We start from the raw sequence: 17,848 nt of genomic DNA on the forward strand, positions 1-17,848 counted from the left end.
TCGAGACTGGTCGTCATGAACATCGACTTCAACGCCTGGTACGCGCTCGAAAGCGCGATGCAGGACGAGAAAAGCCGCCGGGTGAGCCGGGCGACGTTGAAGCGTGTCGCCCGGTTCGCCCGCCCGCAGCGGCGAGCCGTCTACGCGTTGCTGGCCACTTCTGCCGTCGCCGCGGTGCTCGCGGTGGCCTCTCCCGTGCTGGCCGGCCGGGTCGTCGACACGATCATCGGCGGCCGTGACTTCGGACTGGTCGTGTGGCTCGCACTGGCGATCGCCGGCGTGGCGGTGCTGGAGGCCGGGTTCTCGCTGGCCGAGCGGTGGCAGTCCTCGCGCGTCGGCGAGGACCTGATCCTGCGGCTGCGCCAGGCCGTCTTCGACCACGTGCAACGGATGCCGATCGCGTTCTTCACGCGTACTCGCACCGGTGCGCTGGTGTCGCGGCTGAACAACGACGTGATCGCGGCCCAGCGAGCGTTCTCCGAGACGATCTCCGGTGTCGTCACGAACGTGATCGCGCTGGTTCTCACCCTGGTCGTGATGCTGACGCTGTCGTGGCAGGTCACGGTGCTCGCAATGGTGTTGCTGCCGATCTTCCTGATCCCGGCGCGGCGGATGGGCAAGCGTTTGGCGTCCATGCACCGCGAGGCCGCGAACCTCGACTCGGCGATGACGACCCAGATGACCGAGCGGTTCTCCGCGCCGGGTGCGACGTTGATCAAGCTGTTCGGCCGGCCAGCACTGGAGAGCCTGGAGTTCGGGGCGCGGGCACGACGGGTGCGCGACATCGGCGTGCGGACGGCGGTGGCGCAGTGGCTGTTCCTGGTCGCTTTGACCTTGGTGTCCTCACTGGCGTTGGCGCTAGTCTACGGGCTGGGCGGGTACTTCGCGTTCGCCGGGCAGATGGCGCCGGGCACGATCGTGACGCTGGCACTGCTGCTGACTCGCTTGTACGCGCCGTTGACGGCGTTGGCCGGCGCACGCGTGGACGTGATGACCGCGCTCGTGTCGTTCGAGCGGGTCTTCGAGGTGCTGGACCTGCCGCCGTTGATCAAGGAGAAGCCTGAGCCGGTCGCTGTTCCCGAAGGGCCGGTCGCCGTCGAGTTCTCCGACGTGCGCTTCGCCTACCCGTCTGCCGACAAGGTGTCGCTGGCGTCGCTGGAGGAGGTCGCTTCTCTCGACACCCGCGGTGGCGAGGAGATTCTCGGTGGGATTTCCTTCACCGCAGAGCCTGGTTCGCTGATCGCTCTGGTCGGCGCTTCGGGCGCGGGCAAGTCGACGATCGCCTCGCTGGTGCCTCGGTTGTACGACACGGATTCCGGCGCGGTCCGACTGTCCGGTGTGGACGTTCGCGACCTGTCGTTCGACTCGATCCGCGAGACCGTGGGCATGGTGACGCAGGACGGGCACCTGTTCCACGAGTCGATCGGGGCCAATCTGCGGCTGGCGGCGCCGTCCGCGACCGACGAGGAGATCTGGGACGCGCTGACACGGGCACGGCTGGCGGACCTGGTGGCGTCATTGCCGGATCAGTTGGACACCGTGGTGGGTGAACGCGGCTACCGTCTGTCCGGTGGCGAACGGCAACGGCTGACGATCGCCCGGTTGCTGCTGGCCAAGCCGCGCGTGGTGATCCTGGACGAGGCGACCGCACACCTGGACTCGCGTTCGGAAGCGGCCGTGCAGGAGGCGTTGGTCGAGGCTCTCGCGGGCCGGACCTCGCTGGTGATCGCGCACCGGCTGTCGACGATCCGCGCGGCGGACCAGATCCTCGTCGTGGACCGCGGCCAGATCGTCGAGCGTGGTACGCATGAGTCGTTGCTGGCGCTGGAAGGCCACTACGCCAAGTTGTACCGCACGCAGTTCAGCGAAGAGCCGATCGGAGCACCGTGACCATTCCCTCGCCCGACAACCTCTACCCGTTGCCGGACATCGCGCGCACGGTGCTGCTCAAGCCGTTGGTGAAGAACCCGCAGATCGAGGTCGGCGAGTACACCTACTACGACGACCCGTTCCACGCCGAGGAGTTCGAGCGCCGCAACGTGCTCTACAACTTCGGCGCCGAAAAGCTGGTCATCGGCCGTTATTGCGCGTTGGCAGAGGGCGTGCGGTTCATCATGTCCGGCGCCAACCACCGCACCGACGGCGTGTCGACGTTCCCGTTCACGATCTTCGGCGGGGTGTGGGGCGAGAAGACGCTGGACATCGCGCTCGGGGCGGAGAGCCGCGGGGACACGGTGGTGGGCAACGACGTGTGGATCGGCTATCAGGCGTTGATCATGCCGGGCGTGCACATCGGCAACGGCGCGATCATCGCCTCCGGCTCGGTGGTGGTGTCGGACGTACCGGCGTACGGCGTGGTCGGCGGGAATCCCGCCAAGCTGCTGAAGAAGCGGTACAGCGACGAGGAAATCGAGCTGCTGGAACGGATCGCGTGGTGGGACTGGCCGGTGGAGAAGGTGACCGAACACGTCCGCGTGATCATGCAGGGCACGCCCGCGGAACTGGCGGCGGCCGCGGAATGAGGGCGCTGCTCATCACCGGCCCGGTCGGGGTGGGCAAGACGACGGTGGCCGAGGCCGTGGGCGACGCGCTCGCCGCGGCTTCGGTCCCGCACGCGGTGATCGACCTCGACCGGTTGCGGCAGCGCTGGCCGAGCCCCGCGGACGATCCGTTCGACCTCGAACTGGAGCTGCGCAACCTGAGCGCCGTGGCCCGCAACTACGCCGAGGCCGGCGCGCATCGGCTGGTGCTGGCGGGCGTGCTGGAACGCCGCGCGGATCGTTCGCGGTACGCCGCGGCGGCCGGGGCGAAGCTCACCGTGTGCAGATTGAAGGCAGACCTGTCGGTGATCCGGAAACGGCTCGTCGCGCGGCACCACGACTCGGCCCTGCAGTGGCATCTGAACCGCGCGGAGGAACTCGAAAAGATCTTCGCGGAGGCCTGGGTCGAGGACTTCGTGGGCGACGCCGACCAGCCCGTGGCCGAGGTGGCGCAGGACGTCGTCACGGGTTGGCTGGCGGCGGAACGCGTCTAGCTGACGTCAGCAGCTGCCTCTGCGATGAGCTCCATCGACTCGCCGTCGCTGAGCGCGAGGTCCCTCAGGGCCATGAACCGCTGCGACACCTGCTCGATCTTGGCGGGTTCCTCCACGTACTCGCTCCGCAGGAACGTCTCGTGGTAGACGACGTCGTTGTGCTGGCGGTGAGGAAAGCTCAGCCAGGTGAAGGGAGGGCCCATCGCAGGAAGAGTCCACGGCACGACTCGAAGGCTCACGTTCGGCTGCTCGGTCACCTCCATGAGACGAAGCAGCTGTGCCTTCATCAGCCGCGGCCCACCCACGACCTGCCGCAGCACCGCCTCGGTGAAGACCGCCTCGACCGTCAGCGGATCATTGCCGTCTGACCGCGACGCCCATGTCTCCCGCAGGCGAGCCATCATTGCGGCCTTCACCGGGTCGCCTCCACAGGCCGCATCCGTGTAGCCGACGAGCTGGAACACGCTGGGCACCATGTCCGTGGTGAACGTCCGGAGCAGCGTCGCGTCAGCTACAAGATGGGGAAGGTCCGCCGCCGGATCGAAGATCTCCGGTTCCGGTCGCGTGATCGCCCTGAGTCCCGCGGCGTGCTGGGACTGGGAAATTGCGAACTGCCACTCGGTTGTGGGCACCTTGTAGACGTATCCCAGCGCCATGATGTCGACCGGCGCGGAGGGCTGCATCGCGTTCTCCATCATGGACAGCTTGGCGCCACTGAACCCCACCCGCCCAGCGGCCTCGGTGAGACTGAGCCCAAGCTCATTGCGCCAACCGGCCAACGTCCGCCCGACGGCTCGTTCAAGCGCTGTCGCCCTGAAGTCCTTAGGCATGAAGAGCTTGCTGTCTCACGACTCGTCCACCGCACCCTCGCCCTCTTGGAGGCGCACGCATCGGCGGATGATCAGATCCCTCGATTCGTCCTCGCTCAGGCTGACCTCGTCGAGCGCCCGGATGACATCCGCGTAGCCGTCGACGGCCTCCTTCGTCTCGACGAAGAGACTGGAATTCTCGGTCGCCGTCCACACCAGCGGCTCGTACTTCGGGAACGTCAGCCGGGTGAAGGGCCCCGCCATGCCCGCATGCGCACCAGCCGCCGCAGGCACGATCAAGACCCTGACCTTCTTCCAGTTCGCCTTGAACATGAGGTGCTGCAGCTGGCCGATGTGCACGTCTGGTCCGCCGATTTGCACATCGAGCGCCACTTCATGGAGGTAGAAGGTGCAGTCCAGACCGTTGCCAAGCAGCTCCTGCATCTCCCGCAGGACACACAATCGCTCGTCCACCTCATCGGCCGGCACCGTGGCGGACGCGGTCAACACCTCACGCATGTAGTCGACTGTCCGGAGGAGGACCGGCACCGCGTGCGTGTGCCAGCTGATCAGGGTTTCGGCCACGGCGAGATGAGTGAGGGCAGTGCGTGGTCGTACCGGGGCGCACTTTCCGTGCAGCTGCCACCATCCCGACGAGTCCCTGTCCGGGAAGAGTTCGAGCAGATGGTCGCGCTCGTCGGCTTTGGTGCGGCAGGCGCCCAGCAGCAGTGCGACTTCGAGCCGGGTGACACCGCCCCTGCCGGTCACCACGTCCGAGACCTTGGCCTCCTGCCAGCTCAGCACATCGGCAGCCTCTCGGGCGGTCAGTCCCGCGTTCGTGATGGCCGCTCGCATGCCCTCACCGAATTCGCGGCCGCGCGCGGTGGAGATTCTCTTCGGCATGTCCGAATTCCTTGTGTTGTTCGGAAGTCAGTCCACTGAGGACTCTTGCAGCCTGTGCCGACTCGGGCTCCAGCGCGTGCGGTCCCGTGTTGTCGCTTTGGCTGCTCCGACAGCGAGGTGAACCTGGATCAGCATCCGGCACGGTGCGGGAATCCTGCGCCAGAACGGTCCGCTGCGACACTTTCTGCAACTGCCGTTGTCGTCCGGGAGATGCTCGTCGACGAGCGCATGCACCGCCGCGACCAAGCCTGGGACTTCCCGCCGTATCATCGACAAGGCGGATTCCGCGTCGCCTTCGGCGGCGACTCGCGACACGAGATCAAGGTGATCGTCGAGACGCTGTCGCAACTCGGTGAACAAGACCAGATTGCTCACGCTCGCTCCTTCCCTCGGTCAGTTGGCCCAGCGGGCACATCGACGAGTGTTCGTTCACCGCCATGTGTTCTTTTCAGGAAAGTGGGATCAGGCGTCCTTCGAACAGAGCATCAAGTGCGCGAAACCGTCGCAGAGCGTGTGCGTTCTGTGGGCGTATCACCCTTGACCTGCGAGAACGCGCATCGACTACCGTAAGGTGGAGATGACCGGGGAGGTACGTCGATGAGCCCCAGACGCGACATGTTCGTCGAAGCGTGCAAGCGCACTGGCTACACGATCGATTCGCTGGCGGCAGCGCTTGGTGTCGACCGTTCGACTGTCTCACGCTGGCGCAGAGGACAAACGCCTCAGGCAGCGCAGCGACTGAAGCTCGCAGAAGTGCTCGGACTATCCCTCCCAGAACTCGATGAGTTGCTCGAACAGACAGCGGCGCCCACGTCCGCTGCCCTCGCGATCATCTGGCCGACAGGGCCCGCGGCTCAGGAAGATCTCTTCGGACGACTGGACCGAACCCGCCTGCTCGTTGACCAGACGCTTTCGAAAGGACTCGGCTCGGTGGAACGACTGAAGCTGATCGAGGAACGAGTCGGCGACCGGATCGACAGCTACACCCACACCCCACCTGCTCAAGTACTCACTGAGCTGATGCCGGATCTCCTCGAAGTGCAGCAGCTTGCGGAGGAAAGGCAGCCCTCAAGAGTGCAGGAACGACTGTCGACAGCGACAGCAGTACTCGGACTGCTGAGTGCGGACGCTCTGATGAAACTCGGTGAGATCGACCGGGCACGCTACTGGTACGGCACTGCTCGTCTCGCAGCTGACGACACCACCAACGGCCGTCTGCGGGCACAGGTCCGAGCACAGGAGGCCATGCTCCCGTACTACTACGGGCGACTACAGCGCACCGTTTCCCTTGCCCAGGAGGCACAAGCGTTGGCCGCCGACGAAGTGTGCGGAGCCAACGCGCTTGCGGCAGCAGCGGAAGGCCGCGCCCTCGCACGGCTCGGTGACGCAGAAGGTGCCGAGCGGGCCATGGCCACGGCACAGCGCCTCGTCGACCGGTTGGATGAACCGTCGACCGACGCCGCGTTCGAGTTCAACGACAAGAGGCTGCTGCTGTACCTGTCTGGCACGCTCACCTACCTCGGTGAGTTCGACCGTGCTCGTCATGTCCAGCAAGAGGCACTCGAGCGCTATCGCAGCGATCCAACGCTTGCCATCGACCCCGCGCTCATCAGGCTCGATCAGGCCATCGGCGAGGCCGTCGACGGCGACGTCGACGACGCCTGCAGCCTCGCCGTCGACACTCTGCTCAACCTGCCTGCGGACCACCGCACTCGCATCGTCCTCAAGCGAGCGACTGATGTCGTGCAGGCAATCCCCACGCAGCGGTGGGAACGTCCCGCAGTCAGTGAACTCCGGGAGCTTGTAGCACCGAAGAGCGGAACCTGATGGCGGTGGCAGGCCGAGAGCTGCCGCAGCTCACCGAGTCCACGTTCAGCCCAGATCGCACTCGACTTGCCGCGATCGAGGCATGCCACCGAGCTGGCCTCGACCCCGCGGACATGGTGTTGCTCAGACACCAGACGAACGCGGTGTACCAGCTCAGCACAGCGCCGGTGGTCGTCAAGGTCGTGCGACCCGGCATCAGGCACACCGAAGACGTCGTCAAGCTGGTGTGGTGGCTGGCCGAGCAACATGTGCCTACCGTTCCCCTGCTCGACATCGAGCAGCCGATGCACCTGGCCGGCTGCGCGGTCACCCTGTGGCGTTATCTCCCACAGAGCCAAGCAGTCTCTGCGGAAGACATCGCGCGACCACTCTTGTCCCTGCACCGCCTCGGACCGGTGCCGCTTGAGCTGCCGCAACTGGATGCGCTCGGAATGATCCGACACTCGATCGAAGCCAGCACCATCGTCTCTGACGTCGAACGGACCGTGCTGGAGGAGTTCCTCAACGACGTCGCTGCTCGTCTGCGGCTCGTGGAAACGAGCGAACCCCGCCTCATCCATGGCGACCCGCAGCACCGCAACACGTTGTGGGACAACGACGTTCAGGGCGCGGTCCTGTGTGACTGGGAGAGTGCCGCATTCGGCCCGGTGGAATGGGACCTCGTGACCGTCGAAGTTCACTGCCGGAGGTTCGGGTTCCCGCCGGAGGAGTACGACCAGTTCTGCGAGCGCTACGGACGAGATGTCCGCGAGTGGTCGAGCTACGAGGTCTTCAAGAACCTGCGTGAGCTGAGGATGATCACCACGAACGCGCGGAAGTCGGCACGAGGAACTCCGCAGGCCGCCGAGGTACATCGGCGAATCGCTCAGCTGGGCGAGAACTCGAACTCAAGGTGGTTCATCCTCTGAGCCCCTGGTGCGAGTGCCGAGATAGTCAATCCGCAGACCGAGGAGGGCGAGCGATGACGAACATCGGCCCGTGGACGAGCGTGTCGATGCCGTACGTGAGCGGTCAGCGCGGCGACGCCTGGGGTGCCGAAGCGGCCGAGCACGGCGGCACAGGAACCCAGAAGCTGCTCAGCGTGGACGAGATGGCGGCCTCAACGGCCGTCGCCCACATGCTCGGCCTGGCCCCGGACGAACCGGTGATCGTGAGGCGCCGCCTCATGCTTTTCGACGATCACCCCGTCGAGCTCACTGACTCGTACTACCCAGCGGCCATCGCGCGCGGTACCCGGCTGGCCGAGACGCGCAAGATCCCCGGCGGGGCAGTCGCTCTCCTGGCCGACCTCGGTCACCCTCCGCGCCGCATCAGCGAGGACGTCAGCGCGCGTTTGGCCACACCGGATGAACGAGCCACACTGCAACTCGACGAACCGTCCTGCGTGCTGGTGCTCGCACGAACGCTTTTCACCAACAACGACCTGCCGGTCGAAGCCAGCATCATGACGATGACGGCCGACGGGCGACGGTTGCGCTACGAGCTGACGCCATGACCGCTATGACTACGCCCCAACGAGGAGCCGGCTTTGTCCCGCGCACGTGACCTCCGACCGAGGCACCAGCAGATCGCAGCGGACCTGCGCGATCTCATCATGCGTGGTGACCTGAGTCCGGGCACGCAGTTGCCGTCCACCGCGCAACTCGTCGCCCAGTACGGCGTGGCGAATGCGACCATCCAGCACGCACTCAAGGCGCTCAAGGACGAAGGCTTCCTCGACAGTCGCGTCGGCAAGGGTGTCTACGTCCGCGACCGGCGGCCGTTCGTGATCGACGCCGCCGCGTACATCGCACCTGCGCCAGACCGTTTTCGCTATCAGTTGCTGACCGTCGACACTGTTGTCCCGCCTGCGGACATCATCGACGGACTGCGGCTGGAGGCGGGCACAACAGCCATCGTCCGCACCAGAATCCTCTTCCACGACGACCAGCCTGTCGAGTTGTCCGCGTCGTACTACCCCACGGACATCGCAGCCAAGAGCAGCCTCGCCGAACCGGTGAAGATTCGCGGCGGCGCTCCCGACGCACTCGCGGATCTCGGATTTCCCCAGCGAGCTTTCGTCGACCGGATCTCGGCGCGTCCGCCTACCGTGGAAGAAGCCGAGATGCTCGACCTTCCTGACGGCACACCGGTGATCCGCCAGCTTCGGGTCGTCTACAGCGACAACGAACGTCCGATCGAAGCGTCCGTCCTCATCAAGGGTGCACACCTGTACGAACTCCTCTACCACCAGGCCGTGGAGCCCGGTTGATCGGCCAGGCCAACGAGTGGAGATCGATTCGATGGCGTCCGAGTGAACTTTCGCGACGAATGCAGCTGATCGCGCGACCATGAGCACATGGAGTACGACCGCTACTGCGACCTGACCATGCGCGGCGGCACGACCAGCGGTGTCGTGTACCCGCTCGCTGTCGCGTCGCTGGCGCGCCACTACGAGTTCAAGCAGATCGGTGGCGCGTCCGCGGGAGCCATCGCCGCGGCGTTCACGGCGGCTGCCGAACGCGGTCGTGCTTCCGGTGGGTTCGAGAAGCTGACGAAGCTGATCGACTGGTTCACCTCCGGCGAGGGCGCGGACCGGTGGCGGCTCGCGCAGTTGTTCCAGCCCACCGACAAAACCCGTGCGCTGTACCGGATCGCGGTCGCGACCATGCAGAAGCGCGAGACGACGGGGCGCAGCGCGATCTCGTGCCTGTTCTTCGCGCTGCTCGGCGCGGTGGGGCTGCGGGCGAAGGCGGTGCTGACGCTGATGGCGTTGCTGTGGCTGGGCGGGCCGGTGCTGTTCTCGGCGTGGCTGGCGCCGGCGGACTATCCCGGCTGGCTCGCGACGCTGGTCGTGGTGCTGGCAATCGCCTGCGTGGCGCTGGCACTGTGGCCGTTGCGGTCAAGTTTGCCGTGGCCCGCTTGGGTGTTCGCCCTGGTGCCGCTTGTACTCGGGCTGGCGTTCTCACGGCACTATGCGACGGCCGCGATCGTTTTGCTGGTGTGGCTGGTGCTGTCGCTCGCGGCAGTCAGCGCGTTGACCATCACCTACGGGTACGCCATGCAGAAGTTCCTCAAGCACAACGCCCGGTCCATCCACTTCGGACTCGTGCCGGGCACCGGCGACTTCACGCCGTCGTGGCTCGACCGGCTGGCGGGCATGCCGAAGTCCACGGGCGTGCCGCCGCTGGCCGACTGGATCGCGGACCGGCTGGACGAGCTGGCGGGTACCGAGCACGCGCTGACGTTCGGCGACCTCGGCGAGATCAACCTCGTCCTGATGACCACCGATCTGTCCCAGGGGCGACCGTACCGGTTGCCGTTCCAGGAGAACTGGCAGTACTGCGACGAATGCCTCGGGTACGTGCTGCCACGCCGGGTGGTCGAGGGGATGAACGGGCCGGAGACCGACACGAAGTGCCCGCTGCACGAGTACATGCCGTTGCGCGACCTGCCCGAACGGGACAGGCTGCCGGTCGTGCTCGCGGTGCGGATGTCGCTGTCGTTCCCCGGCCTGATCGCCGCCGTGCCGCTGTGCCGGGACGGGCGCGTGCACTGGTTCTCCGACGGTGGCATCACCAGCAACTTCCCCATTCACTTCTTCGACGCGCTGCTGCCGCGCTGGCCCACGTTCGGTCTGAGCCTGCAGCCGTACCCGCCGGGTGACACGACCGACGTGTGGCTGCCGGAGCAGGACGCGTCGAAGTCCGGTGAGCGCTACGCGTCGATCGGTTCCGCGCCGCGGTTCCTGGTGTCCATTTTGGACACATTCCTGGACTGGCGCGACACCATGCAGTCCGCACTGCCCGGCTACCGCGGCCGCATCGCGCACGTGCGGCAGGCCGACGACGAGGGCGGCACGAACCTGTTCATGCCGCCGGCCACGATCAAAAAGCTGGCGTTGCGCGGCCAGAAGGCCGGCGACCTGCTGCGGGAACGCTTCGAGCAGCAGCGCAACACCGACCGCTACCGCTGGATCCGGCTGCGCATGGCGGTGCGCGAGTACCAGGAGCTCGGCGTGCAGGCGGCGGACCGCGACGCGATGTACGAGGAGCTGCTCGCGCGGTTCGAGATCCCCGAGGAGCTGCACGAGTGGTTCCGCACTCCCCCGGCCGACGGTGATCCGGACCGGGCCGGGATCGAGATCGCGCTGGACCACGTCGGGCGGCTGAAGGACGACGGACCGTTCGACGGAGCGCCGCCGGTGGACCCGGATTTGCGGCTGACGCCACCCGAGTAGGCGCGCTAACCTGGGTTCATGACGCGATTTAGCCACCCCCGACCCGCGGCGGTGGCGCGCGCCTGAAACCTTCCCGTCGGTCGGGGGACTCCGCAACCAGACCCCAGACCGAGAACGGGAAACCCCATGTACCGCACCGATGAACTCGTCCGCGCCCTGAACGTCCGCGATCTCTCCGATCCCGCGCAGGGCCCGCACGCGATGCAGTTGCTGATCGCCGATCTCAAGGCGGTCCTGCACAATCCGCGCGAAGTCCGGCACCATCCGCTCGTGCCGGTGGAGCACAACTACGAGCACCTCGGTTATCCGTCCGACGCGATCACCCGGGAAGCCCGCTACACCCGGTACGTCAGCGAGACGTGCATGCTGCGCAGCCACACCACGGCGATGATCCCGCCGGCGCTCAAAGACGCCGTCCCGGACGTGACGCTGCTCTGCCCCGGTCTCGTCTACCGCCGTGACACGGTCGATCGCCTGCACACCGGAACACCGCACCAGCTCGACGTCTGGCGGATCTCCACCGACCAGGAGGAACTCGACGACCTCATCGACACGGTCGTCACCACCTTGTTGCCCGGCAAGCGATATCGCACGATCGACGCGCAACACCCGTACACCACGCACGGCAAGCAGATCGACGTCGAGCACGACGGTCAGTGGGTCGAGATCGGCGAGTGCGGACGAGCCGCGCGGCACGTCGTCAAAGATCACCCGCACGGCCTCGCGATGGGCCTCGGCCTGGACCGGCTCGTGATGCTGCGCAAGGGAATCCCGGACATCCGCCTGCTGCGCAACACCGACCCGCGCATCGCGACCCAGATGCTGGACCTCGGCGAGTACCGCCCGATCTCCCGGCACCCCGCCGCGATCAGGGACATCTCGATCATGGCTCACGCCTGCGAGGACATCGAGACGCTGGGAGACCAGATCCGCGCGCTGGTGCCGGAGGACGTGATCGAGGAGATCACGATCCTGAGCGAGACGCGGACCGAGGACCTGCCGATCCACGTCCAGGAACGGCTCAACGCCGAACCTGGCCAGAAGAACGTGCTCCTCCGCGTGACGATGAGGGCGCCGGAACGCACCCTCACCGACCGCGAGACGAACGCGATCCGGGACCGCCTGCTTCAGGGCTTGCGGGCGACGGCGCCGTAGATGCCGGTCTGGTCCTCGAAGGAGTCCGGGCGCCAGTCGTTCACCGTGACGACGCCCGGCTCCAGCAGCTCCATGCCCTCGAAGAACCTGGTCACCTCGGCGTGCGTGCGCATGGTGAGCTGGTTGTCGGAGTTGTTGTAGATCTTCTTGATCTCGACGGCCTCGGCCCGCAGCTCGTCGGTGAGGGTGTCCCAGGTGGCGTGCGTGATCGCCAGGTAGGAGCCGGAGGGCAGGTCCGCCAGGTACTCGGCGACCGCCTGGTACGGGTCGTCGGAGTCCGGGACGAAGTGCAGCGCCGCGACGATCAGCACGCCGACCGGCCGGGAGAAGTCGAGGAGCTCCCGCGCGGCCGCCATCACCGACGAGGTCGCCCGCAGGTCGGCGAGCACCGCCGTGGCGTTGGGGTTGTCGGCCAGCAGGGCGTTGCTGTGGGACACGGCGACCGGCTCGAAGTCGACGTAGACCACGCGGGCGTCCGGGTTGTCCTGCTGGGCGATCTCGTGGACGTTGCCCACGGTCGGGATGCCCGAGCCCAGGTCGAGGAACTGGTCGATGCCCTCGGCGACGAGGTGGCGGACGACCCGGCGCAGGAACGAGCGGTTCGCCTGAGCGCTCTGCGCGACGCCGGGGAAGAGTTGCTCCACCTGCTTGGCGGCGGCACGGTCGGCTTCGAAGTTGTGCGAGCCGCCCAAGTAGTAGTCGTACATCCGCGCCACGCTCGGACGGGTGACGTCGACCGTGGACGGGACCCACTTCAGCTCTTCCATCACGGGCGCATCCTTGCTCGTGCGCACACGAGTGTCCACCGCCAGCCGTGCGATCCCCGGATCGTGTCGGGGCCGGGGCCGCTCGCTGACAGCGAACACCGGAGGGGAACACCACCACGCTCCAGTTGGTTGAGCGGTAAAGACTCAACTTTGGAGGGTGACGTGATGGGCGAGACTCTGGCCCTGCCGGTACTGCCGCTGGACGACGTCGTGGTGCTGCCCGGCATGGTGGTGCCGATCCGCATCTCCGGTGCGGACGCGAGCGCTGAGGCCCGTGCGGCGGTAGACGCGGCGACGACCGCGGCAAATCATCAAGTGCTGCTCGTCCCACGTCTGGACGGGAAGTACGCGGCGGTGGGAACACTGGCCGAGATCGAACAGGTGGGCCGTCTGCCCGGCGGCGAGCGCGCCGCCGTCGTGCGCGGCACCAAGCGCGTGCGCATCGGCACGGGCACCACGGGGCCGGGCGCGGCGCTGTGGGTGAACGCGACCATCGCGGACGAGTCCGAGATCACCGACCGGACGCGGGAGCTCGCGAAGCAGTACCGCGCTCTCGTGACGAACATCCTGCAGACGCGCGGCGCGTGGCAGATGGTCGACTCCGTCCAGCAGATCGACGACCCCTCCGCGCTGGCCGACCTCGCGGGCTACGCGTCGTACATCGACGAGAAGCAGAAGGTCTGGCTGCTGGAGACGGCCGACGTCACCACGCGGCTGGAGAAGCTGCTGGAGTGGGGTCAGGCGCACCTGACCGAGCTGGACGTCAACGAGACGATCGCCAAGGACGTCAAGGAAGGCGTCGAGAAGCAGCAGCGGGAGTTCCTGCTGCGCCAGCAGATGGCCGCGATCCGCAAGGAGCTGGCCGAGCTCGACGGCAAGCCCGCCACCGAGCAGGAGGACTACCGGGCCCGCGTCGAGGCCGCCGAGCTGCCGGAGAAGGTGCTCAAGGCCGCGCTGGCCGAGGTCGACAAGCTGGAGCGCACCTCCGAGCAGTCGCCAGAGGTGGGCTGGATCCGGACGTGGCTCGACACCGTCCTCGAGATTCCGTGGAACTCCCGGACCGAGGACTCCTACGACATCAAGGCCGCGCGCGAGATCCTCGACGCCGACCACGCGGGCCTCGACGACGTGAAGCAGCGCATCACCGAGTACCTGGCCGTGCGCAAGCGTCGTGCCGACCGCGGCATGGGCGTCGTCGGTGGACGTCGTTCCGGCGCCGTGCTCGCCCTGACGGGCCCTCCCGGCGTGGGCAAGACCTCGCTCGGTGAGTCCGTGGCGCGGGCGATGGGCCGCAAGTTCGTGCGCGTCGCCCTGGGCGGTGTGCGCGACGAGGCCGAGATCCGCGGTCACCGCCGCACGTACGTCGGCGCGCTGCCGGGCCGGATCGTCCGCGCGATCAGCGAGGCAGGCTCGATGAACCCGGTCGTGCTGCTCGACGAGATCGACAAGGTCGGCTCCGACTACCGCGGCGACCCCACGGCGGCGTTGCTCGAGGTGCTGGACCCGGCGCAGAACCACACGTTCCGCGACCACTACCTGGAGGTCGAGCTCGACCTCTCGGACGTCGTGTTCCTCGCGACCGCGAACGTCCTGGAGTCGATCCCGGCTCCGTTGCTCGACCGGATGGAACTCGTGCAGCTCGACGGCTACACCGAGGACGAGAAGGTCACGATCGCCAGCGGGCACCTGCTGCCGCGCCAGCTCGACCGCGCCGGCCTCACTCCTGAGGACGTCACGTTCGACAAGCCCGCACTGCACCAGCTGGCGAGCGAGTACACCCGCGAAGCCGGTGTGCGGCAACTGGAGCGTGCGTTGGCGAGGGTGTTGCGCAAGGTGACCGCGAAGGTGGCCTTGGGCGACACGGAACTGCCGGTCGTCGTCGACCAGCTGTCGCTGAAGTCGTACCTGGGCAGCCCGAAGAACACCCCCGAGTCGGCCGAACGCACCTCGGTGCCCGGCGTGGCAACGGGTCTGGCCGTCACGGGCGTCGGCGGCGACGTGCTGTTCATCGAGGCCTCGCTGGCACCGAAGGACACCGGCGCGTCCGGCGTCACGCTGACGGGCCAGCTGGGCGACGTGATGAAGGAGTCCGCGCAGATCGCGTTGTCGTACCTGCGTTCGCACGACGACAAGGCGGCGTCGCTGGACGGCCGTGGCGTGCACATCCACGTCCCGGCGGGCGCGGTGCCGAAGGACGGCCCGTCCGCGGGCGTCACGATGACGACGGCGCTGGCCTCGCTGCTGTCCGGCCGCCCGGTGCGCTCGGACGTGGCGATGACGGGCGAGATCTCGTTGACCGGCCGCGTACTGCCGATCGGCGGCGTGAAGCAGAAGCTGCTCGCCGCGCACCGCGCGGGCATCACGACCGTGCTGCTGCCTCAGCGCAACGAGCCCGACCTGGACGACGTGCCGGAGTCGGTGCGTGAGCAGCTGACCGTGCACTTCGTCTCGGACGTGGCCGAGGTGCTGGAGCACGCGCTCTCGAAGGAGACCGTCGCGACCGTTGCGGCGTAGTTGATGAGGGGAGCTTTCATAAACCTCAGGTTTATGAAAGCTCCCCTCATCAAGTTCACAGGCCGACGTCGATGACGAGCCGGTTCGGACTGGTCAGCGTGAAGACCCGGTGCCACGAGTTGGCGTTGCCGTAACCAACAGCAACTCCCAGCGTGGCCTCGAAGTCGCACGTGAGCGCGACCCGCTTGACGTGGGTGAGGCCGGGCGTCAAGAAGTTCCGCGACCCGGTATAGGTGGGGTTGCCGTTCTCGTCGTGCGCGGCCGCACCGATCAGCGTGACCTCGAGGATCTCGGCACTTTCCGGCATCGCGATCGGGTTGCCGGAGCCGCAGTTCGCGACCCCGCTGACCTCCCGGACCCGGTGTTCGGTCGGCAGGCCGGACAGGTCCAGCACGACCCGGCTGAAGCCGTCGTGCTGACCGGTCCTGATGTTCGACAGCGTGGGCGTGCTCTGCGCCGACGCCATCGGGACGAACGTGAAGACCGCGAGCACCGCCACCAGCACCGCGGCAAGGCGTCTGTTCATCTTTCGGCCCCCTCTCCAGGGCTCCTGATGCTCAATAGACGTGTGAGCCAGACCACAGTTGCGTCAGTTGTTGTGGTCGTGGAAGTTCTCGGTCCCCGCCGCCGCAGAGCCCGCGTGATGGACATCGACCACGTACCGCAGCGGGTTGGCCAGGTAGTACGCGTTGTAGGTCGCGTTGCTGTGGCCCACACCGATCGCGATCGACAAGTCCGCCTCGAAGTCGCAGGTGAACACGACGCTCTGCGCCGTCGGCAGCCCTGTCGTGATGTTGCGCGACCCGGTGTACGAGTGCCCGTCGGCCGGCTGCAGCCGCACCTCCAGGAACTCCACGCCCTTGGCCGAGATCGGCTTGCCGGAGCCGCAGTTCGTCGGCTCCGTGATGGCGCTGATGGTGACCGGCACCTGCCCACCGGTGAGGTCGAACACCACGCGGTCGAACGTCGGGTGGTGCCCGGTCCGGACGTTGGTCAGCTGCGCGTAGGCGGCGGCCGAAGCACTCGGCACGACCATCACCGCCATGACCACGGCGACGAGCGCGGCAACGAACTTCTTCATGAAGATCCCCCTCTTCACGGTCTTGCTACCCCAGAAAGTCCTCCAGTGGCACTGGAGTGAGTCCATCTTGCTTGGCCCGGTTCAAGAACGCGGTGAAATCCTCGACGAACGTCGTCCGGAAGTGCATCAACACGATGTCCCCGGCCTTGAGCTTGTCCCCCTGCTGGAACTGCACCCGCCCGTCGTTGACCGCGGCCGTCCAGTTGACCAGCGCCTTGAACCCACAACTGGCCGCCGCCTGGCGCGTCGTCGCGTCGTAGTTGCCGAACGGCGGCCGGAACAGCGTCGGCCGCTTGCCGTAGTCGGTAGCCAGGAAATCCGCGTTCCCGCAGATCTCGTTCTTCTGGAACTCCAACGGCTTGCCCTGCAGGTTCGGGTGGTTGCTCGTGTGGCTGTGGACCGTGGTGGGCAGGCTCTTGAAGTAGTCCTTGTGCCCCTCGGCGTACTTCGTGTTGAGGAACACCGACGGCCACACACCAGCCTCGATCATCAACTCGCGCGCCTTCGGATGCTGCACCGCCCCGTCGTCGATCGTGATGAACACATACGGCTTGTCCATCGGAATGTGCGCGACAACCGGCACCATTCCGTCCACGATCGCGGGCGCCTTGGCCTGCACCGTCCCGTACACGTACGGCGGCTCGAACATCCGCTTGGGCCGCTCCGGCGCGGTGGTGGTCACCGGCGACGCCGTCGTGAGCACGGGAGCACCCGACTCCGCATCAGGCCGCTCCCCACACGAAACCAGCCCGACAACCAGCAAAAAGGCAGCACAAAGCCGCAACCTGGACATCAATTCCCCCTCCACGCGGAAGACGCCGCGCAGGCCCTCATGGTTGCACGCAGATAGGCTCGAACTGATCACGAAAAGGAGGAGTTCCATGAGCCTCGAGCGCCCAGTAGCGCCCGACCCCTACCAGTTGCTCCCACAGGTGGGCACCTTCACCGTCACCTCCACGGACGTGCGCGACGGCGAGCAACTCCCCGACGCCCAGGTCTTCGAAGGCGGCAACACCTCACCCCAGCTCTCCTGGTCCGGCTTCCCAGAGGAAACCCGCAGCTTCGTGGTCACCTGCTACGACCCCGACGCCCCCACCCCCTCCGGTTTCTGGCACTGGGTAGCGGTCAACATCCCCGCAACCACCACCCAATTGGACACCGGCGCAGGCACCTCGGACGCCACACTTCCGGGTGACGCCTTCCACGTCCGCTCCGACTACAGCACCCGAGCATTCGGCGGCGCCGCCCCACCGAAGGGCGACCACCCGCACCGCTACTACTTCGTGGTGCACGCCGTGGACGTGGACAAACTGGACGTGGACGCCGACGCCTCCCCCGCAGTGGTGAGCTTCAACCTGGCCTTCCACACCTTGGCGCGCGCAATCATCACGCCGACCTACCAGCACTAGGGGCGCTCAACCCCTCCGCTCCCGAGGTTGATGAGGGGAGCTTTCATGAACCTGAGGTTCATGAAAGCTCCCCTCATCAACGTCCCGGGGCCCCTGTAAGCCCCACGTAACCCGACAAAGGGAACACCAC

The 17,848-nt window shown here is 66.9% G+C and carries 18 protein-coding genes; 11 read left to right on the top strand and 7 right to left on the bottom strand.

Annotated features, from left to right (window positions below; all coding sequences use genetic code 11):
• The first annotated feature begins 57 nt into the window (after positions 1-57).
• From G7043_RS01520 to G7043_RS01530, 3 genes are read left to right on the top strand one after another with little or no spacing between them, the layout of a single operon-like run.
• The gene (locus G7043_RS01520; protein WP_390827101.1) at positions 58-1,890 is read left to right on the top strand and encodes an ABC transporter ATP-binding protein; all 1,833 of its coding nucleotides are present in this window, start codon (positions 58-60) and stop codon (positions 1,888-1,890) included.
• Complete coding sequence (locus G7043_RS47475; protein ID WP_166043079.1) at positions 1,887-2,522, top strand: CatB-related O-acetyltransferase; 636 nt, start codon at positions 1,887-1,889, stop codon at positions 2,520-2,522. The genes G7043_RS01520 and G7043_RS47475 overlap by 4 nt, the downstream gene beginning before the upstream one ends.
• On the top strand, positions 2,519-3,034 hold the full coding sequence (locus G7043_RS01530; protein ID WP_166043081.1) for an AAA family ATPase: 516 nt from the start codon (positions 2,519-2,521) through the stop codon (positions 3,032-3,034). Before G7043_RS47475 ends, G7043_RS01530 begins: the two co-directional genes overlap by 4 nt.
• On the opposite strand, the gene G7043_RS01535 is transcribed toward G7043_RS01530, so the two are convergent.
• The 3 genes from G7043_RS01535 to G7043_RS01545 are packed head-to-tail and all read right to left on the bottom strand — an operon-like array spanning position 3,031 to position 5,121.
• The gene (locus tag G7043_RS01535; protein WP_166043083.1) at positions 3,031-3,864 is read right to left on the bottom strand and encodes a helix-turn-helix domain-containing protein; all 834 of its coding nucleotides are present in this window, start codon (positions 3,862-3,864) and stop codon (positions 3,031-3,033) included. The genes G7043_RS01530 and G7043_RS01535 overlap by 4 nt on opposite strands.
• 15 nt (positions 3,865-3,879) lie before the next feature.
• Positions 3,880-4,746 carry a helix-turn-helix domain-containing protein gene (locus tag G7043_RS01540; RefSeq protein WP_166043085.1) on the bottom strand — a complete coding sequence of 289 codons (867 nt, stop codon included), beginning with the start codon at positions 4,744-4,746 and terminating at the stop codon, positions 3,880-3,882.
• A gap of 27 nt (positions 4,747-4,773) precedes the next feature.
• A complete protein-coding gene (locus G7043_RS01545; RefSeq protein WP_166043087.1) occupies positions 4,774-5,121 on the bottom strand; it encodes a hypothetical protein in 348 nt (115 codons plus the stop codon).
• A 222-nt stretch (positions 5,122-5,343) separates the two neighbouring features.
• On the opposite strand from G7043_RS01545, the gene G7043_RS01550 reads away from it, so the two are divergent.
• The 6 genes from G7043_RS01550 (at position 5,344) to srmL (ending at position 11,947) form a co-directional block, all read left to right on the top strand.
• The gene (locus tag G7043_RS01550) at positions 5,344-6,573 is read left to right on the top strand and encodes a helix-turn-helix domain-containing protein (RefSeq protein WP_166043089.1); all 1,230 of its coding nucleotides are present in this window, start codon (positions 5,344-5,346) and stop codon (positions 6,571-6,573) included.
• 5 nt (positions 6,574-6,578) lie between these two features.
• Positions 6,579-7,481 (top strand): phosphotransferase enzyme family protein, encoded by a 903-nt coding sequence (locus tag G7043_RS01555; protein WP_166043090.1) that lies wholly within the window; start codon positions 6,579-6,581, stop codon positions 7,479-7,481.
• 53 nt (positions 7,482-7,534) lie between these two features.
• Complete coding sequence (locus G7043_RS01560) at positions 7,535-8,068, top strand: GntR family transcriptional regulator (RefSeq protein ID WP_166043092.1); 534 nt, start codon at positions 7,535-7,537, stop codon at positions 8,066-8,068.
• A gap of 33 nt (positions 8,069-8,101) precedes the next feature.
• Positions 8,102-8,824, top strand: coding sequence for a GntR family transcriptional regulator (locus G7043_RS01565; protein WP_166043094.1), 723 nt, complete (start codon positions 8,102-8,104; stop codon positions 8,822-8,824).
• Positions 8,825-8,911: 87 nt separating this feature from the next.
• Positions 8,912-10,792: a patatin-like phospholipase family protein gene (locus G7043_RS01570; RefSeq protein ID WP_166043096.1), complete on the top strand. Its 1,881-nt coding sequence runs from the start codon at positions 8,912-8,914 to the stop codon at positions 10,790-10,792.
• A gap of 126 nt (positions 10,793-10,918) precedes the next feature.
• A complete protein-coding gene (srmL, locus tag G7043_RS01575; protein WP_166043098.1) occupies positions 10,919-11,947 on the top strand; it encodes a PheS-related mystery ligase SrmL in 1,029 nt (342 codons plus the stop codon).
• Here the strand turns inward: srmL and G7043_RS01580 are convergent.
• Positions 11,920-12,714: an SAM-dependent methyltransferase gene (locus G7043_RS01580; RefSeq protein WP_166044880.1), complete on the bottom strand. Its 795-nt coding sequence runs from the start codon at positions 12,712-12,714 to the stop codon at positions 11,920-11,922. The genes srmL and G7043_RS01580 overlap by 28 nt on opposite strands.
• A 165-nt stretch (positions 12,715-12,879) precedes the next feature.
• Here G7043_RS01580 and lon point away from each other — a divergent pair, with 165 nt between their 5' ends.
• On the top strand, positions 12,880-15,228 hold the full coding sequence (gene lon / locus G7043_RS01585; RefSeq protein ID WP_166043100.1) for an endopeptidase La: 2,349 nt from the start codon (positions 12,880-12,882) through the stop codon (positions 15,226-15,228).
• A 55-nt stretch (positions 15,229-15,283) separates the two neighbouring features.
• Here lon and G7043_RS01590 read toward each other — a convergent pair whose 3' ends face one another.
• From G7043_RS01590 to G7043_RS01600, 3 genes are all read right to left on the bottom strand, one after another.
• Positions 15,284-15,754, bottom strand: coding sequence for an AMIN-like domain-containing (lipo)protein (locus G7043_RS01590; RefSeq protein WP_166043102.1), 471 nt, complete (start codon positions 15,752-15,754; stop codon positions 15,284-15,286).
• 63 nt (positions 15,755-15,817) lie between these two features.
• Entirely contained in the window at positions 15,818-16,309 is a 492-nt protein-coding gene (locus G7043_RS01595; RefSeq protein WP_166043103.1) for an AMIN-like domain-containing (lipo)protein, read from the bottom strand.
• Between the two features lie 25 nt (positions 16,310-16,334).
• Positions 16,335-17,012: a polysaccharide deacetylase family protein gene (locus G7043_RS01600; RefSeq protein WP_313887658.1), complete on the bottom strand. Its 678-nt coding sequence runs from the start codon at positions 17,010-17,012 to the stop codon at positions 16,335-16,337.
• A gap of 178 nt (positions 17,013-17,190) precedes the next feature.
• Between G7043_RS01600 and G7043_RS01605 the strand changes: the two genes are divergently transcribed.
• The gene (locus G7043_RS01605; RefSeq protein WP_166043107.1) at positions 17,191-17,718 is read left to right on the top strand and encodes a YbhB/YbcL family Raf kinase inhibitor-like protein; all 528 of its coding nucleotides are present in this window, start codon (positions 17,191-17,193) and stop codon (positions 17,716-17,718) included.
• Positions 17,719-17,848: the final 130 nt, after the last annotated feature.

The organism is Lentzea alba (assembly GCF_011067745.1).
Classification (GTDB): Bacteria; Actinomycetota; Actinomycetes; order Mycobacteriales; family Pseudonocardiaceae; genus Lentzea; species Lentzea alba.